We start from the raw sequence: 18,502 nt of genomic DNA, 5'->3' as shown, positions 1-18,502 counted from the left end.
TATGTACTTAGTTTTTGATACTGAAACCACCGGGTTACCAAAACGATGGGACGCCCCTATTAGCGATACCGATAACTGGCCAAGATGTATACAAATTGCATGGCAGTTACATGATGCTATGGGAAACTGTATCGAACATCAAGATTACCTTGTACGACCTGATGGGTTTAATATCCCATATGATGCAGAAAAAATTCATGGTATCTCGACCGAGTTAGCAACTCAAGATGGGATTACATTAGAAGAAGTATTAGACAAGTTCAATATTGCTCTATCCAAAACCAAATTTGTAGTCGGACAAAATGTTGGATTTGATGTTAATATTATGGGTGCAGAATTCTATCGTCTTGGCGTAGAAAATAATCTACAGGAGCTTCCTGTTTTAGACACCTGTACCGAAATCACGGCAGGATTGTGTCAAATTCAAGGTGGTCGTGGTGGTAAATTTAAACTCCCGACACTTACAGAACTTCATCAACATCTATTTGGAACTGCCTTTGGCGAAGCACATAATGCTACTGCTGACGTAGAAGCCACTACCCGATGTTTTTTTGAATTGATTCGTAAACAGGTTTTTACAATCGAGGAACTTGATGTAGAACCAGATTATTTTCAAAATTTTGCAGAAACTAATCCTGAAACGATTCAGTTAATAGGGTTAAAACATATCAATCTTAAAAAAGCTTCTCAGAAAATTCAAGAAGCACTTTCTAAAAAAGAAGGTTCTGACTTATCCCAGCAAGAGATTGATGATAATATTGCAGCTCTGGACGAAGTTAACTTTACCCACCTGCATAATCATTCCCAGTTTTCGGTACTACAATCAACAACCAGTATTCCTGATTTAATAAAAGTAGCTGCACAGCATAAAATGAATGCTGTTGCCATGACAGACCATGCCAATATGATGGGAGCTTTTCATTTTGTTCAGGGAATCTCTAATCACAATGCAGCTATAAAAGCAGCCAATGCCGAAGCAATAGAAAATGGGCAAGAACCAGAAGGTGTAGAGATAAAACCTATTGTAGGTTGTGAGTTTTTTGTTTGCGAAAATCACACAGACAAGTCGAGAAAGGATAACGGATATCAAATTGTATTATTAGCCAAAAACAAAAACGGATACCATAATTTGGCAAAAATGTCCTCAACTGCTTTTGTTAATGGGTTTTATTATGTTCCCAGAATTGACAAAGAAGTTATCAAACAATATAAAGAGGACATCATTGTTCTCACCGGAAACTTATACGGAGAAGTCCCTAGCAAAGTCCTTAATATTGGAGAAAAACAAGCAGAAGAAGCATTACTATGGTGGCATCAAGAATTTGGCGATGATCTATACATTGAGATTATGCGTCATAATCAAGAAGATGAAAATAGAGTAAACCAGGTATTAATTCAATTCGCAAAAAAACATAATATTAAGACCGTTGCTACCAACAATACTTATTACTGCGAAAAAGAAGATGCTAATGCACATGATATTCTTTTATGTGTAAAAGACGGAGAAAAGCAAGCTACTCCTATTGGTCGTGGTAGAGGATATCGATACGGTCTACCAAACCAGGAATATTACTTCAAATCTCAGGAGGAGATGAAAAACCTCTTCAAAAATCTACCAGAAGCGATCATAAATATCCAGGAAATTGTAGATAAAATTGAGCCTTTTGTACTTGCTAGAGATGTATTATTACCTGCATTTGATATCCCCGAAGAATTTAGATCCGAAGAAGATCTGATCGATGGAGGTAAACGAGGCGAAAACAAATATTTAAGACATATCACTTATGAAGGTGCAAAAAAACGATATGGAGATATAACTCCCTCAATCGATGAGCGCCTGGATTTTGAATTACAGGTAATTGAAAAAACCGGATACCCAGGATATTTCTTGATTGTAGAAGATTTTATTCGCGCCGCTCGCGATATGGATGTCTCTGTAGGTCCCGGACGTGGATCGGCCGCTGGATCTGCAGTAGCCTATTGTCTGTGGATCACTAATCTTGATCCTATTAAATACGATTTGCTTTTTGAGCGTTTCTTAAATCCAGATCGTGTAAGTATGCCTGATATTGATATTGATTTTGATGATGAAGGCCGAAGCCGTGTCATGGACTATGTAATTGAAAAATACGGTTCCAACCAGGTAGCACAGATCATTACTTATGGTACAATGGCCGCCAAATCTTCAATACGAGATACCGCACGAGTATTAGATCTTCCGCTTGGTGATGCAGATCGTATTGCAAAGCTCATCCCTAACATGTCAAAACTCGGAAAGATTTTTGGTGTGGACGAAGCTACATTAAAGAAAAAATTTAGAAGCGACGAATTAGAAAAAGTTAATGAACTTCTTAATATCGCCGAAGGCAGTGATCTCGAAGCAGAAACACTTAACCAAGCCAGAGTATTAGAAGGCTCTGTTAGAAACACCGGAATTCATGCTTGTGGAGTTATCATAACACCAGATGATATTACCAAATTCGTCCCTGTAGCATTAGCTAAGGATTCTGAAATGTACTGTACACAGTTTGACAACTCAGTAGTTGAAAATGCAGGACTACTAAAAATGGATTTCCTGGGATTAAAAACATTAACCCTAATTAAGGACACTGTTAAGATTGTAAAAGCAAAACATGGAGTAGAACTAGATCCCGAAAACTTCCCTCTTGATGATGAAGAAACCTATGCTCTTTTCCAAAGAGGAGAAACTGTAGGGGTGTTCCAATATGAATCTCCCGGGATGCAAAAATACATGAAGGAACTTAAGCCTACTGTTTTTGCCGATCTTATAGCAATGAATGCCTTATATCGTCCTGGGCCATTAGAATATATACCTAGTTTTATCAATAGAAAACATGGTACAGAGGAAATCATTTATGATCTTGAAGCTTGTGAAGAGTATTTAAAAGAAACCTACGGAATTACGGTTTATCAAGAGCAAGTGATGTTGCTTTCACAAAAATTGGCAAATTTCACCAAAGGTGAAGCCGATGTACTACGTAAAGCAATGGGTAAAAAACAAAAGGCAGTTCTTGATAAGATGAAGCCTAAGTTTATAAAGCAAGCTTCAGAAAAAGGTCATGCAGAAGATAAACTAGAAAAGATATGGAAAGATTGGGAGGCTTTTGCTGCCTACGCATTTAATAAATCTCACTCTACCTGCTATGCCTGGATTGCTTACCAGACAGCATATCTAAAAGCACACTATCCAGCAGAATATATGGCGGCTGTGCTTTCTAATAATATGAACGACATCAAACAGGTTACCTTCTTTATGGAGGAATGCAAACGTATGAAACTGGACGTACTAGGACCCGATGTAAATGAATCCTATCGTAAGTTTTCGGTAAACAAAGATGGAGCTGTTCGTTTTGGAATGGGAGCCATTAAAGGCGTAGGAACTGGTGCTGTAGCTACCATAGTAGAAGGCCGAAAAGAAGATGGACCATACAGATCTATCTTTGACCTTGCCAAACGTATTGATCTTCGTGCAGCTAATAAAAAAGCATTTGAAAGTTTAGCTTTAGCCGGAGGTTTTGATTCCTTTTCTGAAACTCATAGAGGACAATATTTCCATGAAGAGGGAGACGGTATTACTTTCTTAGAAAAAGCAGTACGATATGGATCCAAATTTCAGGAAAGTGAAAACTCTTCACAAGTAAGTCTATTTGGAGAAGCTAGTGATGTACAAATCCCCGAACCCATTGTGCCGCCTTGCGAAGAATGGGGAACAATGGAAAAATTAGCACGTGAAAAAGAAGTCGTAGGAATATATCTCTCTGGTCATCCCTTAGATGATTTTAAATATGAAATGAAATATTTCTGCAATGGCACCTTGCTCAATTTTGCGGATCTCGAAGGTAATATTAATCGTGAAATCTCTTTTGGAGGAGTAATCTCTAACGTAGAACATCGTACATCCAAAAATGGTAAAGGCTGGGCTACTTTTATGATAGAAGATTATAACACAGCTCACGAATTCAGAATTTTTGGCGAAGAATACCTAAAACATCGTCCTTTCTTGGTAAAAAGCACCTTTGTATATTCCAAAGCTTTTATTAAAGAAGGTTGGGTAAACCGTGATACTGGTAAAAAAGGAGATCCCAGAATACAATTTAATAGTTTTCAATTACTGCATGATGTAATGGAAACCTATGCAAGAAAGCTTACAATTCAAATGGATATTAATGAGCTTTCTGATTCTAGAATAGATGACTTAAAAGAATTGCTAACAGAGCATACTGGAAATCATACGCTCAATTTTGTAATCTATGAAATGGCCGAACAGTTAAAACTGCACATGCCCAGTCGAAAACAAAAAGTAAATATCTCTCCAGAATTACTTGTTGCTCTTGAGGATGAATCCATATATTATAAATTAAACTAAAACACAACACCCTACTATTTACACATAGAAGTTATCGCGTATAATTGATTAAATTTATAAAAAAAAGACAGGTACTTAATAGCTATTAAATCGAACCTGGTTTTCTTATACCAACAAAATCACCAAAACTTCTTACTATCTGATTTTCTTGCCATAAGGCAAGAACTTTAGCTTAGAAAGCTGCTACATTTGTTCTGAATGTATATTCAAAATAGCATTAAACACAAATTACCCATAGTGTTAGAACAAACAACAATCTTGTTAGATATAAAACCCTGTTATGTTAGAAAATTTAGCTCCTTATATTTCAATTATCTTTATCACCACCACTTGCATTAGTGTCTTTTTATTTTATATAGCATCTCATAGTTCCAAAAGAGTTTTGTTTCTCATTATAGTATGGGCGAGTATACAGGCGATACTGGGATATTCATCTTTTTATTTAGACACCTCATTACCTCCTCGCTTTAGTCTAGCAATTATCCCTCCTTTATTACTTGTTGTTTTCTTGTTTTTTACAAAAAAAGGGGAAACATTCATTAGTCAGCTTGATATCAAAATACTCACAATACTTCATACCATAAGGATACCTGTAGAATTAGTTTTATACTGGTTATTTTTACACAAATCAATACCAGAGCTCATGACTTTTTCGGGTAGAAATTTTGATATCCTTGCAGGAATAACGGCTCCATTTGTATACTATTTTGGGTATATACATAAAATTCTTTCTCCAAAATTTCTATTAGGCTGGAATTTGATATGCTTATCACTATTATTATTTATAGTAATAAATGCCATACTTTCCTTTCCTTTTCAGTTTCAGCAGTTTGCTTTTGACCAGCCTAATGTCGCTTTGTTCTATTTCCCATTCGTGTGGTTGGCATCTGTAGTCGTTCCTATTGTATTATTTTCTCATCTGGTTTCAATACAATATTTATCCAAACAACTTAAAATTCTAAAATAATTCAACTTCTACCTATCATTTTTGAGATGTAATTTGCTATAAAGTAATACTTTCATATTATATTTGGTATCAGAAAATCAAATAACCCTATAGTCAAAACAAATATTACTGATGTAAGCTTTGGCAGAATTATTGACTAATTTTGTGAATATTAAAATAACAAGAATTTTTTAAACAATAAATAACTATGGCACTAGAAATAACAGACGCTACTTTTGATGAGGTAGTACTTAAAAGTGACAAACCTGTATTGGTTGATTTTTGGGCGGCTTGGTGTGGTCCATGTAGAATGGTAGGCCCTATCATCGAACAAATTAGTGAAGAATATGACGGAAAAGCCGTTGTTGGTAAAGTAGATGTTGATGCGAATCAAGAATTTGCTGCTAAATATGGTGTAAGAAATATTCCTACAGTATTGGTTTTTCAAAATGGAGAAGTAGTAGGACGTCAAGTAGGAGTTTCTCCTAAGAATGTATATGCAGAAGCATTAGATTCTTTGATGTAAAAAACTATCATTAAAAAATAAAAAAAGGTTTGACTTATAAGTCAAACCTTTTTTTATGAATACTAATTTTGTAATACGTATATTGTTATCATTAAAAAATTAAGGATACTGATCTTCGCTTTTTTATAAAAGAATATTACCTATGGACATTCAAAAAGAGATTAATAAAACCGGAGGGTTCACTAATCTGGAATTACTTGCCAAGCAAGTTGTAGAAGGTTTCATCTCGGGTATGCATAAGAGTCCTTTTCATGGTTTTTCTGCTGAGTTTGCAGAACATAAAGTGTATAATAATGGAGAAAGCACTAAACATATAGACTGGAAACTTTTTGCTAAAACAGATAAGCTATTTACCAAACGATATGAAGAAGAAACAAACCTGAGGTGTCATATTATTATCGATAATTCTTCTTCTATGCATTACCCTCATGTAAAAGAACATCGTCTAGGTTCATTAAATAAAATTAGCTTTTCGGTTTTAGCCACAGCTTGTTTGATGAATATCCTTAAAAAGCAACGTGACGCCATTGGGTTAAGCATTTATAGTGATGAATATGATTATTATGCTCCAGAAAAAGGTAGTGAGAGGCATCATCAAATGTTACTTAATCAATTAAATAAAACCATAACAAGCACTTCTAAAAGCAAGAATACAGATACTTTTAAGTTTTTACACCTGATAGCCGAAAAAATACATCGGCGATCATTGATTTTTTTGTTCACTGATATGTTACAGGCTACATCTAATCCCGAAAAATTATTTGAAGCTCTTAGACATCTTAAATACAACAAACACGAGGTTATTCTCTTTCATACGTTTGATAGTGAGAAAGAATTAAATTTTGACTTTAGTAACCGACCTACCCGATTTGTAGATGTAGAAACAGGCGATCATATTAACCTATACGCAGATAATATAAAAGATAATTATCAAAAAGCAGTATCTTCTTATTTTTATGATCTAAAAATGAAATGCGCTCAATATGGTATAAAATATGTTGAGGCTGATACCACAAAAGATTTTGATAAAATATTAACCACTTATTTTGTTGAAAGACAGAAATTTACATAAGCCAAATATTATAAAGGCAAAAAAAACAAAAAAAACATTTGCGGGTAATAAAATGAGGTGTATATTTGCATCCGCAATAAGGCCTTGGTCTGGTAGTTCAGTTGGTTAGAATACCTGCCTGTCACGCAGGGGGTCGCGGGTTCGAGTCCCGTCCAGACCGCAAAATTGCAAAAAAGCCTCAATCTTTGTTGAGGCTTTTTTTAGCAAGAAAATGTTGTGTTGTCTCACGTTTAATGTGAGAATGGTTTAGTAGTAAACCGATGAGAAGCTTTTCCATAAATTTGGAGAGGCTTTTTTTAATTTAGGAAAGAATCTTCTTCTTATCAGATCTAACCTAAAACATGTAGCAGTTAAATATCCCTGTATTCGGGGGATTTTGACATCCTTTTTATACCTACCTTAGACCTTGAGTAAAATTTAAAAAAATGAAAACCAATATTAGTTCTGTTTTATTTTCGTTAGCTATTGTCGTTTCTTCTATAGTTTTAGGAAATGCTTATATGAATCGCAATAAACCCAAAAGAACAATTGCTGTTACGGGACATGGTACGACCAATTTCACTTCGGATCTCATCGTTTGGGAAGGAGAGTTCACCAAAGCTAATATCGACCTACAACAAGCATACAAAGACCTTAAAGAAGATAAAAAAACAGTTACTGATTATTTAAGTTCTAACGGTATCGATGTAAAGACTGTAGTTTTTGATGCAGTAACAACCGATCGTATCACAAAACCAAATTACTCTAATACTGGCAATTATCTTGGTGAAAGCTTTACTGGGTATCAACTATCACAAACCATAAAAATAAACTCTAACGAAGTTGAAAAGGTTGAAAAAATATCCAGAGAGATCACAATGTTATTAAACAAAGGAGTTCAGTTTTCTTCAAAAAAACCTCGGTATTACTATACAAAACTTGCAGAGTTAAAAATCGAAATGATTTCAAAAGCAACCGAAAATGCACAATTAAGAGCAGAGAAAATAGCTAAGAATTCTGGATCAACACTCGGCGAACTAACTCTTGCCAAAATGGGTATTTTTCAAATAACTGGTAAATATTCTGGAGAAGATCATTCCTGGGGCGGTGCACTAAACACTTCTTCGAGAGAAAAGACAGCTGCTATCACCACAAAACTCATCTACACATTAAAATAATTTTTCTGTACTGATATTGATATAGAAAAGTAAGAAGTTGATCTACATATTCTTACAAAAAAATAAATCCAGATGCTTTGAATAGACATTATTTTTACAAAAAGTGTTAAAACATCAAGCACTAAACACAGTTTTATCTTAAAAAACTACCAAAACCTACCTTCCCTTCATTTTCTACTCAAATTTCACAACACCTTAATAACGAGACTATTAAGGTGTCTTAATGTTTTACATAAGCCGTCTTAATCATAGTTTAGGACAGGCGTTTGTTGATCTGAGACTTCGTTTAGAATACTTTCGTCTGCTTAATATACAAACTCAAAATCAACAATTATGAAAAAAAGATTAAACATCTTAATTGCATTTGCAATGATGCTTATGCTTTCTTCCTATGGACAGGAGAAGTATAACATTGTTCAAAAAGGGGGCAATGGAATGGCTCCCAATGCTATCGATTTTGATGCTACTCAAAACGCAGCAAAAAAATCATCATTCTCTTCCCCAGAGAATTTTATGACAGAACACTTTGGTACAGTATCGGGACAAGGAGTTATCGTTTCTGATGTTATCAAAGACAAATTAGGGTTTACCCATTACCGTTTACAACAATCTATTAATGGGATTCCTGTAGAGAGTTCTATGTATTTAATCCACGTTAAAAATGGGCAGGTAACTTCTGCCAACGGAGAATGGTTTACAGCAATACCAGCTAAATCTTTTGCAAAAAGCAGTACGCTATCTTCTGATCAAGCATTACAAAAAGCAAAAGACGTAATCAAAGCAAAACGATACGTTTGGGAAGCCAGAGCTCCCAGAACTAACAACAAAACTTTCAATGATGAGAAAGTAAGTGGTGAAGGCGAATTAGTTTACATCACTAAAAACAATGCAATGAATGCCGATGCATTGAGGTTAGCATACAAATTCGACATGTATTCTGTTGAGCCTTTTGGACGTAAAGAAGTTTTTGTAGATGCTTCAACTGGTGATATCCTTTTTATTGAAGAAAAGATACATCACGTAGATGGCACTACAGATACCGGGTATTATGGCCCTCAAAATATTACCGTTACACAAAGTGGTGGTCGATATGAGATGAGACAATCTGGTAACAGAAAGCTCGCTTTGTATGACATGCAAGGAGCACAACTACAAGTAAATGCTTCAGAAACTGCAATAATTGAACCTACAAACTCTCGTTCTATCTATTCGAGTCAAACTAAAGATTTTAGAATTGGTGGAGAGCAAAACCACAGAACAGCTGCATATTGGGGAGCAGAGAAAACCTGGGATATGTTCAAAAATGAATTTAACCGCTCTAGTTATGACAATAGAGGAGGTAATATCAACATATATGTAAATGGAGCAGGTCGATATGGTGATGATAATGCTTTTTGGTCTGGTACCTGGATGTATTTTGGAAATACCAAACAACTTCAAGGTACACCAGTAACTCCATTAGATGTAGTTGGTCATGAAATGGCACATGGGGTTACTCAAGAATCTGGAGCCATGGTATATCAAGGAGAATCTGGAGCCTTAAATGAATCCTATAGTGATATGTTTGGAGCTTTGGTAGAATATTATACTTTTAACAAAGTGGTAGACGCTAAGGTTTGGAAACTAGGAGACAAACATCCAGACTCAAGACTTAAAAGAGACCTCTCTAATCCTAAATTACATAGACAGCCAGATACGTATGGAGGAACAAACTGGTTACAAACTCAAGGGTGCCAACCTAGTTCCCAAAATGATAATTGTGGAGTACACATCAATAGTGGTGTAATGAATCATTGGTTCTATATTGTATCTCAAGGAGCAAAAGCATCTAATGATAGCGGAACTAATTATGATATAGAAGGTATTGGTATCGAAAAAGCAGGAAAAATTGCTTATCGTTCTTTAACAAACTACTTAACAAGAAGCTCGAAATATGCTCAAGCTCGAAATGCAGTAATTAATGCGGCTAAAGATTTATATGGTGCTAATTCTTGCGAAATAAAAGTGGTGACTAATGCGATGAACGCTGTAGGTGTAGGTGCTAAATTTACTGGTAATGCAAACTGTGATGGTGGCGGTGGTGACTGTTCTGCTTTAAGCGGAGTAGCAACATCTAACATTACTAAAAATGGTGCTACAATTAACTGGAACGCAGTTACAGGTATCTCTACCTACACTTTTGAGTACAAAAAAGCTACAGATGCATCGTATACTACATCTTCTGTAACAGGCACTAGCAAAACATTAGACGGATTAACCGTTGATACAGCATATGAAGTACGTTTAAAATATACTTGTGCAAATGGTGAGACTGCACCATACTCAACTGTAGTGAAATTTACTACTGCTGCAGATGGTGGTGGAGGTGATTGTAACGCCGTTACAGGAGTTAACTCTTCTAATATAACTATTAATTCTGCAACAGTAAGCTGGACGGTTATAAATGGAGTATCAAACTATACTTTTGAGTATAAAAAAGCTGCAGATGCTTCGTATACAACTTCTACAGTTTCTGGCGCTACTACTAACCTAACAGGTTTAGCAGCAAATACCAAATATGAAGCAAGAGTAAAATACACCTGTTCTACAGATGGTGGTACAGATCCTTGTGCTGGTGTACCGGCATATCAAGCAGGTCAGACATATCAAGTTGGTGCAAAAGTTACTTACCAGGGGTATTTATTTGAGTTTACTAACACAGGTTGGCAACAACGTGGTCAATGTGGAACAACTGGTGGTAATCAGGTAGATGCTCCTTATTCTGCTGTGATAAGCTTTACTACTTTAGAAGACACCAATGGTAATAACTGCGATAACATCCCAGATTATCAACCAGGAAATACGTATCCTGTTGGGTCTAAAGTAAAATACTTTGGTACCATATATGAATTAACTGCTACAGGTTGGGTAGTTATTGGTTCTTGTGACGCTACTTTTTTTGCCTCAGCATTCGGAAACAACCTAAACAAAACTACTGGATTTAATGTGTACCCAAATCCAGCATCGAAAGATCTTAACATATCTTTCAAGTCTTTAGACAATGTATCTTCTCAAATCAAAATTGTTAATATACTAGGAAAAGTAGTATACAACAAAGAAGTAAAATCAACTTTAGGAAATAACACTATAAAGGTTGATGTATCTAGATTAAATTCTGGAATTTACTTTGTAAAGAGAGGAAATCAAGATGTAAAGAAAGTAATTATTAAATAGTAAGTTATTTGTGTAGTTATGAATATCAGCTAACTCTTCTAACTCAACTTAGATTTTAGCAGAAAGAATCGCCTGGAAATATTTCCAGGCGGTTTTATTTTAATTTCTTAGCTAATTAGGCATTGACATTCAAACTTTAAGTAAGATCATCAAAAACATAAACACTATGTATCTATCATTGAATAAACATATAAGTCAATTCTCTCCAGAATTAAACAACATCAGAATTTAAACTCTCAAAATAATCTGATGGAGAAATACCCGCAATATCTTTAAAGTTTTTATAAAAAGAAGCTCTCGAATTAAAACCAGCTTCTTTTGCTAATGCAGTATTACTATATTTTTGATATTTCTCTGATCCTATTAACGTTTTAAATTCTTCAACTCTATAATGATTAAGATACATATTAAAGTTCTTGTACTCCATTTCATTAATAGTTTTAGAAATGATACGGCTTGACACTCCTACTCTTTTTGCAAAAGTTTTTAAAGTCATATCTTGATCCAGAAAAGCTTTTTCATCTACCATACACCGCTCTATTACTTTGGAAACTCGTTTATAAACTCCCTTATTTTCTTCTTGTTTGCGCTTTGACAACTTCACCTCGCTTTCAGACGTAATATTAACAATGTTAATTTGTGTCAAACTTCCTATGGTCAAATAATACAACAATAATAAAGCCAAGCCATCAAGTACAAATCGTATATACTCACCCTCAAACGAAGTAATCACAGCACCAAATGCAATTAAGTGATAAACAATGAATGCCATACAAAATACAGCTAACCATACTAAAGATTTATATTTTATATCTGTATAAAAGAAAGGTAAAAACTTATTATGATCCTTGATAACCAGTATCGTTCTCACACACATATAGATTATAAAAACAGTGGAAGAAAACAAATCAAAATATAAAAACAAGATATACTCCATAGAAAACGCAAGGTCTGGACTCCCAATTACTTTTATAAGGAGTATAGAAAACACAAAAAATTCTAGTATAGCAGGAATATAATATCGATACTTATTCTTAATCTCAATACCTGCAGTCTCTGTAGCATAGAAAAAAACGAGGACCATATTCAAAAAATTGAATGTGAACGGATTGTAAGATTTGAACATTTCCTCCATGTCCCACAACAACACAAAACTCAGCAATTCAATACAAAGAGAGATAAAGAAAAACCCTAAATATTTATTTACTTTTTGTTTCTGGGATTTATAAAAAAATAAAATCAAGGCAACGATCAAGGATTGTATTCCTAAAGCCAAATAGAATATAAATAAAGTATCCATTATTTAAAAAAAATATTGATGCGTTAAAAAAATGATTTTTTGAACTAAAAAAAACCTATATGGTATCCTGATTTAAACTCTCAAAATAATCTGAAGGAGAAATCCCTACAATATCTTTAAAGTTTTTATAAAAAGAAGCTCTCGAATTAAATCCGGCCTCCTTAGCCAATGCCGTATTGCTATATTTTTGATATTTCTCTGATTCTATAAGTGTTTTAAATTCTTCAACTCTGTAATGATTAAGATACAAGTTAAAGTTCTTATACTCCATCTCATTAATAGTTTTAGAAATAAGACGACTCGACTCTCCCACTCTTTTTGCAAAAGCCTTTAACGTCATATCCGGATCCAGAAAAGCTTTTTTCTCTATCATACATCGCTCTATTGCTTTGGAAACTCGTTTATAAATTTCCTTATTTTCTTCTTGTTTACGTTTTGATGATTCTACCTCGTTTTTAGATGTGATATTAACAATGTTAATTTGTATTAAACTTCCTATGGTAAAATAATACAATAACAATAAAGACAAACCATCAGATATCGTTGTCATATACTTAAATTCTGACAAAACAATCACAGATGCCAATGCCATTATATGATAAATAATAAATACAATACAGAATATCTTTAACCATAACAGAGATTTATATCTTGTATCTGCGTAAAAGAAGGGCAAAAAAGTAGTATGATCCTTAATAACAAATAGTATTCTTATACACATATATGCAATAAAAATCGAGGCAGAAATTATATAAGAATACAAAAACATTATGGTATTACGAGAATATACTAAATCCGGGGTATTATTTACTTTAACAAAAATCAAAGACAGAATAAAAAATTCTAATATACCAGGAATATAATATCGATACTTATTCTTGATTTCAATACCCGCAGTCTCTACAGCATAGAAATAAATAAAAACCATGTTCAAGAAATTAAACCGAAAAGGGTTATAAGATGCTATAAATTGATCAGTATTTCGCATCAAAACGTAGCTAAACAATTCTATACTAAGAAAAATGAAAAAAAACCCTAAATATCTATTTACCTTTTGTTTTTTGGATTTATAAAAAAGTAAGATTAAAGCAACTATCAGGGATTGTATACCCAAGACTAAAAAGAAAATAAATATCGTGTCCATAAAAAAAAGTTGAGTTTTGTGTGTGTTTTTGCAAAATACTTGTTTTTTTCACAAAATTTATACCAAATACGCAACAAAACCTGTAATACATCTTTTGCATATCTTATATTTATAGATAACCGGTATATGGGGGTATTATTATATAGGATATATAGGCTTATATATCAAAATGAATATTTATGATCAAGATTATCGCTCAGAAAGCTATGATATAGATATAAGAATTTAAAACAGTTCTCCCCAACTCTCCCATACTTTTACAAAAAAGAAGATGAGGAACCCAACAGATACGATAAACTTAAGAAATGTACCTGCCAAAAAACCAATAAAAGAACCAAAAGCAGCCTTTAATGCTTTTGAAGATTCGCTACTGTCTTTTATAAGCTCCCCAATAAATGCGCCAGCAAAAGGACCTATTATAATACCGAAGGGGCCCATAAATATGATCCCGATAATAAGACCAAGAGAGCTACCTATCATTCCATATTTAGTACCACCAAATCGTTTTGTGCCTAATGCAGGTACAATATAATCAAGAACCCAAACTACTATCGATATCCCTAGTGTAATTCCTAAAAAAGTCCAGTTTTGTGGGATTGCATCTGTAAGATGAATAATCAATAATCCTATCCACGAAGTAAATGGCCCAGGTAACACAGGAAGAAAACTTCCTACCAACCCCAGGAGGCAGAATAAAAACCCTATGATGATTAATGCTATATCCATGTTCTTTATTTATATGACGATAATGTTTCTGATTTGTTACGCCAATATCAATTAACTATGCCTTTCATCTATTAGTTTCTTTATATACATTTTAATACACTTTTATTTATTTTTTTTGTTCACGCAAACACAAATAAATCATTAATTGATTATAAAACTACCCCAAAATTATGCGATCCATTTTAATAGTATCTATTGGATTACTAATGTTTTCTACATCCTTTTCTCAAGATAATCCTTCTATAAAATGTAACAATTCAACAAACGAACGCATAAGAAGAAATTGTATCATTAATACAATTCAGGAATTTGTAGATGCTAATTATGATATCGCAGCAATAACATCCCATGCGAAGCCAGGTTCTAATCGAGTATACACCCGATTTAAAATTGATCAAATTGGTCGAATAGTTGATATCCAGGCAAAATCATCATCTATAGAGTTAGAACTGGAAGCCATAAAAACGCTACAATCTTTTCCGTATGCAATTCTCAGATCAGAAAAGACTTCTACAGAAGAGAAAGAAGTTTTTGAAGACATATACACTCTACCTATTGTATTCGAAATACAAGCAACAGAGATCAACCTACCTTCGCAAAAACGAATCACGGGTAACGATTAATTCTGAAAAATTCTGAATCCTGCTTTTTTAAATACACACAATCAACTTTTTGATCTTTTCAACTAAAAAATTAGTTTAAACTAATTTTTTAGTTATATTTGTTTTATATAACTAAGTTTTTAGTTATATCATTTTCGCCTTTGCGGAAACACAATACAACAGCAAATAGATGAAACAACTCACAAAAGCAGAAGAAGAAGTAATGCAATGGTTATGGCAACTAGAAGAAGCCAATGTTGCTTCTATTATTGAGCAAATGCCAGATCCTAAGCCTGCATACAACACTATTTCTACAATTATCAGAATCCTGGAAAACAAAGAATTTGTTTCTCATCGTAAAAAAGGCAAAGGCTACATCTACTTCCCTCTTGTTAAAAAGGAAGAGTATAGCAATCAATCTCTTAACAAGTTAATGAACAATTATTTTAATGGGTCTTTTAGAAATATGGTCTCTTTTTTCGTAAAAAAGAATGATATGGATATCAAAGATCTGGAACATATCTTAAAAGAATTGGATAAAGAAAAATAGAAATTATGCTCTACTATCTACTACAAACTGTTATTTCTCAAGTCCTGTTTTTAGTGCTTTATGACGTGTTTCATAAAAAAGATACATTCTTCTCTTTAAACAGATTGTACTTATTAAGCACCTCTCTACTTTCTTTTATTTTGCCCTTTATAAAGATCAAAAGCATACGAGAAAATATCCCTAAGGAATACATCTTTCAGCTACCAACAGTATTTATAGGACAGCAAACCGGAGCAGAAGCTTTTTCTGCATTATACATTTCGGATCCAACGGGAAATATGAATTGGTGGCAGTTATGTTATGGAATTGGAGCCTTTTTTATGCTCATTTTATTCATCCGGAAAATTGTAAAACTTAGGCAATTAAAAAAGTGTTCAGGTTTTAATCGCATAGAAAATTATACTGTCTATACATTAATTAATAGCAAAGATGCCTTCTCATTCTGGAACACAATATACTTAGGAGATCAAATATCAGATATAGAAAAAGAACAGATTATCACTCATGAAATCATTCATCTCAAGGAAAAGCATTCTTTGGATTTATTGTGGTTTGAATTTTTGAAAACTATCTTTTGGTTTAATCCGCTAGTATATGTGTACCAATCTAAGACAAACACTCTTCACGAATTTATTGCAGATGCAAAAAGCATTAAAATACTAGGAAAGAGAAAATATTGCGAACAATTACTAACTAGTGTTTTTGATACTGAAAACATAAAATTTATCAATCAATTTTATGATCATTCGTTACTTAAAAAACGAATCTTTATGTTACAAAAATCGCAATCACAATCGATCGCCAAATATAAGTATCTGGCCATTATACCTGTACTGGTTCTCATGCTAGTTTTTACTTCTTTTTCGGAAAAAGAAACTTCTGATAATTTTTTTGATAAAGAACAAATTACAACTCCTACCATAAAAGGAATAGAGCAATTACAAGCAGAAAAAAAAGGCTCTTCTGATTATAATACTAAAAAAGGAATTCCATTTATTCTAATCGATAAAATCCCTACAACAAAAACATGTAAAGAGATCACAGATAAGAGTCTAATAAAAAAATGTGTTTCTGATGAAATCAAGAAATTTGTAAACACTAATTTCAATATAAAAGCTATACAACCTTATGCAAAACCAGGTATAAATCGTATATACGTCCGCTTTAAAATTGACAGCACAGGAACAATCACTGATATTCAGGCTCGTGGACCATCTGCTGCTCTTGAAACTGAAGCCAGAAGGGTGATTAGCTCAATACCACCAATGATCCCCGGGGAACACGAAGGTAAGAAAGTAGCAGTTTTATATTCATTACCCATTATAATCCAGATAAAAGAGGATAAAAGTGAAAACCAAAAAAAGCTCCTAACAAATAATAGAGGCGCTCCTGCACTAACAGAAACACTTCTTGATAAGAAAACTCAGTACATTAAATCAGGATATTATTTGATTACTAATATCTTTAAGCATAAAAAATATTTGGATGAGCGTCTACAAGAATTAAAAACAAGAGGGTTAAACTCGAAATTCTATAAAAATCCAAAAGACGGATATTTTTATCTGTATCTCAAAAGATACGATACTCAGGAAGAAGCTAAGAAAATGCTTCGTTCTAACATGAATGAAAAATACAATGAAGATTTATACATCCAACGAATAAATGGCAAATAAAAAAAAGCGTACAGTTCTATCATTACTACTAGTATTTTGTTTAATCATTCAAGCCAAAGCCCAGCCTTCGGCCTTGACCATAGCTGATAGCTTATATAATTTTGGGGATTACACTAATGCGATTAAAAAATATCAGGAAATAGTGCCTAAAGATCAATATACCCTATTACAAATCGCAAAATCACATAGAGCCAAAGGGACTTATACAGATGCATTATCGTACTACAAACAAGTATTAAAAACCACGAACCTTACCACTTCTGTAAAATTAGAATACGCCAAGTTATTGATGATCACTGGTAAACTAAAAAAAGCAGATAGCATGTATACAGACCTTGTTTTAAAACATCCAAAAAATCCTGATTTTCAATATCGATTAGGGGTAATTAAAAAAAGGCAGAAAGACACACTGGCGATCTCTTATTTTAAAGAAGCTTTTCGGCTAGATAGTACGCATCAAAAAAGTTGTTTTGAAATCTCAAAGAACTACCTAAAAAAAAGGAATTATGATATGGTCTTGAAAACAGCAAATATAGGCCTGCGCTCATATTCTGAAAATGTTGAACTCATTGGTGTTTTGGGGCAGAATTTTTTATTTCGCAAAGATTATGATAACGCGCTTCCCTATTTTCAAAAACTGCTTAAACTAAATCAGGAAAACGAATTTATACATTCTAAACTAGGATTGTGCTACAGTAAAACTCATGAATATAAAAAGGCGATTTCTCATTTTAATGAAGTACTAAAATATAACAACAAGTCCCCGAACACCTATTCATTACTTGGATATGCTTATCAACAGCTCAAAAAATATGACAATGCATTAGAATATTACAAGAAAGCACTTGCACTAAAAGATACTCCTCTAGAAGAAGATCTTCTTTCTATTGCATTGATATATCGTTTTCAGGAAAAATGGAAAAAAGCGATACAGTATGCCAAACTAGCAATTAAAGAAGATCCTAACAATACTAGAGCTCACTATCAATTAGCAATGTTTGCAGATGCTTACTATCAAGACCCTGAAATTAAGCTAAAATATTACAACAATTATCTCGAAAAGTTTGATACTGATAAAAAAGATTATTTTAATATGATTGTCAAAAAAAGAATAGCTCAGCTGGAAGAAGAAATCCAAAATAAGACCAAAACCAAGTAATACTTCTCTCTCTTAAAAATTTTATGTAGTTTGGCTATCCGAAATAG

Annotated in this window: 13 protein-coding genes and 1 tRNA gene; 11 read left to right on the top strand and 3 right to left on the bottom strand. The window is 33.4% G+C overall.

Features of this window, described 5'->3' with window-relative positions; all coding sequences use genetic code 11:
• The first annotated feature begins 1 nt into the window (after position 1).
• The 7 genes from dnaE (at position 2) to DG435_RS23295 (ending at position 11,301) form a co-directional block, all read left to right on the top strand.
• Positions 2-4,387: a DNA polymerase III subunit alpha gene (dnaE, locus tag DG435_RS23325; RefSeq protein WP_106790679.1), complete on the top strand. Its 4,386-nt coding sequence runs from the start codon at positions 2-4 to the stop codon at positions 4,385-4,387.
• Between the two features lie 280 nt (positions 4,388-4,667).
• Positions 4,668-5,354 (top strand): hypothetical protein, encoded by a 687-nt coding sequence (locus DG435_RS23320; protein ID WP_106790678.1) that lies wholly within the window; start codon positions 4,668-4,670, stop codon positions 5,352-5,354.
• Positions 5,355-5,541: 187 nt separating this feature from the next.
• Complete coding sequence (gene trxA / locus DG435_RS23315) at positions 5,542-5,859, top strand: thioredoxin (RefSeq protein WP_024772480.1); 318 nt, start codon at positions 5,542-5,544, stop codon at positions 5,857-5,859.
• Positions 5,860-6,001: 142 nt separating this feature from the next.
• Positions 6,002-6,931 (top strand): DUF58 domain-containing protein, encoded by a 930-nt coding sequence (locus DG435_RS23310; protein ID WP_106790677.1) that lies wholly within the window; start codon positions 6,002-6,004, stop codon positions 6,929-6,931.
• 86 nt (positions 6,932-7,017) lie between these two features.
• A tRNA-Asp gene (locus DG435_RS23305) sits at positions 7,018-7,091 on the top strand.
• Positions 7,092-7,356: 265 nt separating this feature from the next.
• On the top strand, positions 7,357-8,088 hold the full coding sequence (locus tag DG435_RS23300; protein ID WP_106790676.1) for an SIMPL domain-containing protein: 732 nt from the start codon (positions 7,357-7,359) through the stop codon (positions 8,086-8,088).
• Between the two features lie 333 nt (positions 8,089-8,421).
• Positions 8,422-11,301: a M4 family metallopeptidase gene (locus DG435_RS23295; protein ID WP_106790675.1), complete on the top strand. Its 2,880-nt coding sequence runs from the start codon at positions 8,422-8,424 to the stop codon at positions 11,299-11,301.
• 211 nt (positions 11,302-11,512) lie between these two features.
• Here the strand turns inward: DG435_RS23295 and DG435_RS23290 are convergent, their stop codons facing one another.
• The 3 genes from DG435_RS23290 to DG435_RS23280 all read right to left on the bottom strand — a co-directional run bounded on the left by DG435_RS23290 (position 11,513) and on the right by DG435_RS23280 (position 14,471).
• Positions 11,513-12,385, bottom strand: a complete 873-nt coding sequence (locus DG435_RS23290; RefSeq protein ID WP_159025407.1) for an AraC family transcriptional regulator — start codon at positions 12,383-12,385, stop codon at positions 11,513-11,515.
• A 271-nt stretch (positions 12,386-12,656) separates the two neighbouring features.
• The gene (locus DG435_RS23285) at positions 12,657-13,529 is read right to left on the bottom strand and encodes an AraC family transcriptional regulator (protein ID WP_159025406.1); all 873 of its coding nucleotides are present in this window, start codon (positions 13,527-13,529) and stop codon (positions 12,657-12,659) included.
• A 441-nt stretch (positions 13,530-13,970) separates the two neighbouring features.
• Positions 13,971-14,471, bottom strand: coding sequence for a DUF456 domain-containing protein (locus DG435_RS23280; protein WP_074407182.1), 501 nt, complete (start codon positions 14,469-14,471; stop codon positions 13,971-13,973).
• A gap of 170 nt (positions 14,472-14,641) precedes the next feature.
• Between DG435_RS23280 and DG435_RS23275 the strand changes: the two genes are divergently transcribed.
• From DG435_RS23275 to DG435_RS23260, 4 genes are all read left to right on the top strand, one after another.
• Positions 14,642-15,094: a hypothetical protein gene (locus tag DG435_RS23275; protein WP_159025405.1), complete on the top strand. Its 453-nt coding sequence runs from the start codon at positions 14,642-14,644 to the stop codon at positions 15,092-15,094.
• Positions 15,095-15,263: 169 nt separating this feature from the next.
• A complete protein-coding gene (locus DG435_RS23270) occupies positions 15,264-15,623 on the top strand; it encodes a BlaI/MecI/CopY family transcriptional regulator (protein ID WP_106790671.1) in 360 nt (119 codons plus the stop codon).
• A gap of 5 nt (positions 15,624-15,628) precedes the next feature.
• Positions 15,629-17,296 carry a M56 family metallopeptidase gene (locus DG435_RS23265; protein WP_106790670.1) on the top strand — a complete coding sequence of 556 codons (1,668 nt, stop codon included), beginning with the start codon at positions 15,629-15,631 and terminating at the stop codon, positions 17,294-17,296.
• Positions 17,286-18,455 (top strand): tetratricopeptide repeat protein, encoded by a 1,170-nt coding sequence (locus tag DG435_RS23260; RefSeq protein WP_106790669.1) that lies wholly within the window; start codon positions 17,286-17,288, stop codon positions 18,453-18,455. The genes DG435_RS23265 and DG435_RS23260 overlap by 11 nt, the downstream gene beginning before the upstream one ends.
• The last annotated feature ends 47 nt before the right edge of the window (positions 18,456-18,502 follow it).

Source organism: Aquimarina sp. Aq78 (assembly GCF_900299525.1).
Classification (GTDB): domain Bacteria; phylum Bacteroidota; class Bacteroidia; order Flavobacteriales; family Flavobacteriaceae; genus Aquimarina.
This window is presented reverse-complemented; position numbering and strand designations above follow the sequence as displayed.

Coding starts and splice junctions, on each gene's coding strand:
- dnaE (WP_106790679.1), top strand. CDS start 2: ATGTACTTAGTTTTTGATACTGAAACCACCGGGTTACCAAAACGATGG.
- DG435_RS23320 (WP_106790678.1), top strand. CDS start 4,668: ATGTTAGAAAATTTAGCTCCTTATATTTCAATTATCTTTATCACCACC.
- trxA (WP_024772480.1), top strand. CDS start 5,542: ATGGCACTAGAAATAACAGACGCTACTTTTGATGAGGTAGTACTTAAA.
- DG435_RS23310 (WP_106790677.1), top strand. CDS start 6,002: ATGGACATTCAAAAAGAGATTAATAAAACCGGAGGGTTCACTAATCTG.
- DG435_RS23300 (WP_106790676.1), top strand. CDS start 7,357: ATGAAAACCAATATTAGTTCTGTTTTATTTTCGTTAGCTATTGTCGTT.
- DG435_RS23295 (WP_106790675.1), top strand. CDS start 8,422: ATGAAAAAAAGATTAAACATCTTAATTGCATTTGCAATGATGCTTATG.
- DG435_RS23290 (WP_159025407.1), bottom strand. CDS start 12,385: ATGGTCCTCGTTTTTTTCTATGCTACAGAGACTGCAGGTATTGAGATT.
- DG435_RS23285 (WP_159025406.1), bottom strand. CDS start 13,529: ATGGTTTTTATTTATTTCTATGCTGTAGAGACTGCGGGTATTGAAATC.
- DG435_RS23280 (WP_074407182.1), bottom strand. CDS start 14,471: ATGGATATAGCATTAATCATCATAGGGTTTTTATTCTGCCTCCTGGGG.
- DG435_RS23275 (WP_159025405.1), top strand. CDS start 14,642: ATGCGATCCATTTTAATAGTATCTATTGGATTACTAATGTTTTCTACA.
- DG435_RS23270 (WP_106790671.1), top strand. CDS start 15,264: ATGAAACAACTCACAAAAGCAGAAGAAGAAGTAATGCAATGGTTATGG.
- DG435_RS23265 (WP_106790670.1), top strand. CDS start 15,629: ATGCTCTACTATCTACTACAAACTGTTATTTCTCAAGTCCTGTTTTTA.
- DG435_RS23260 (WP_106790669.1), top strand. CDS start 17,286: ATGGCAAATAAAAAAAAGCGTACAGTTCTATCATTACTACTAGTATTT.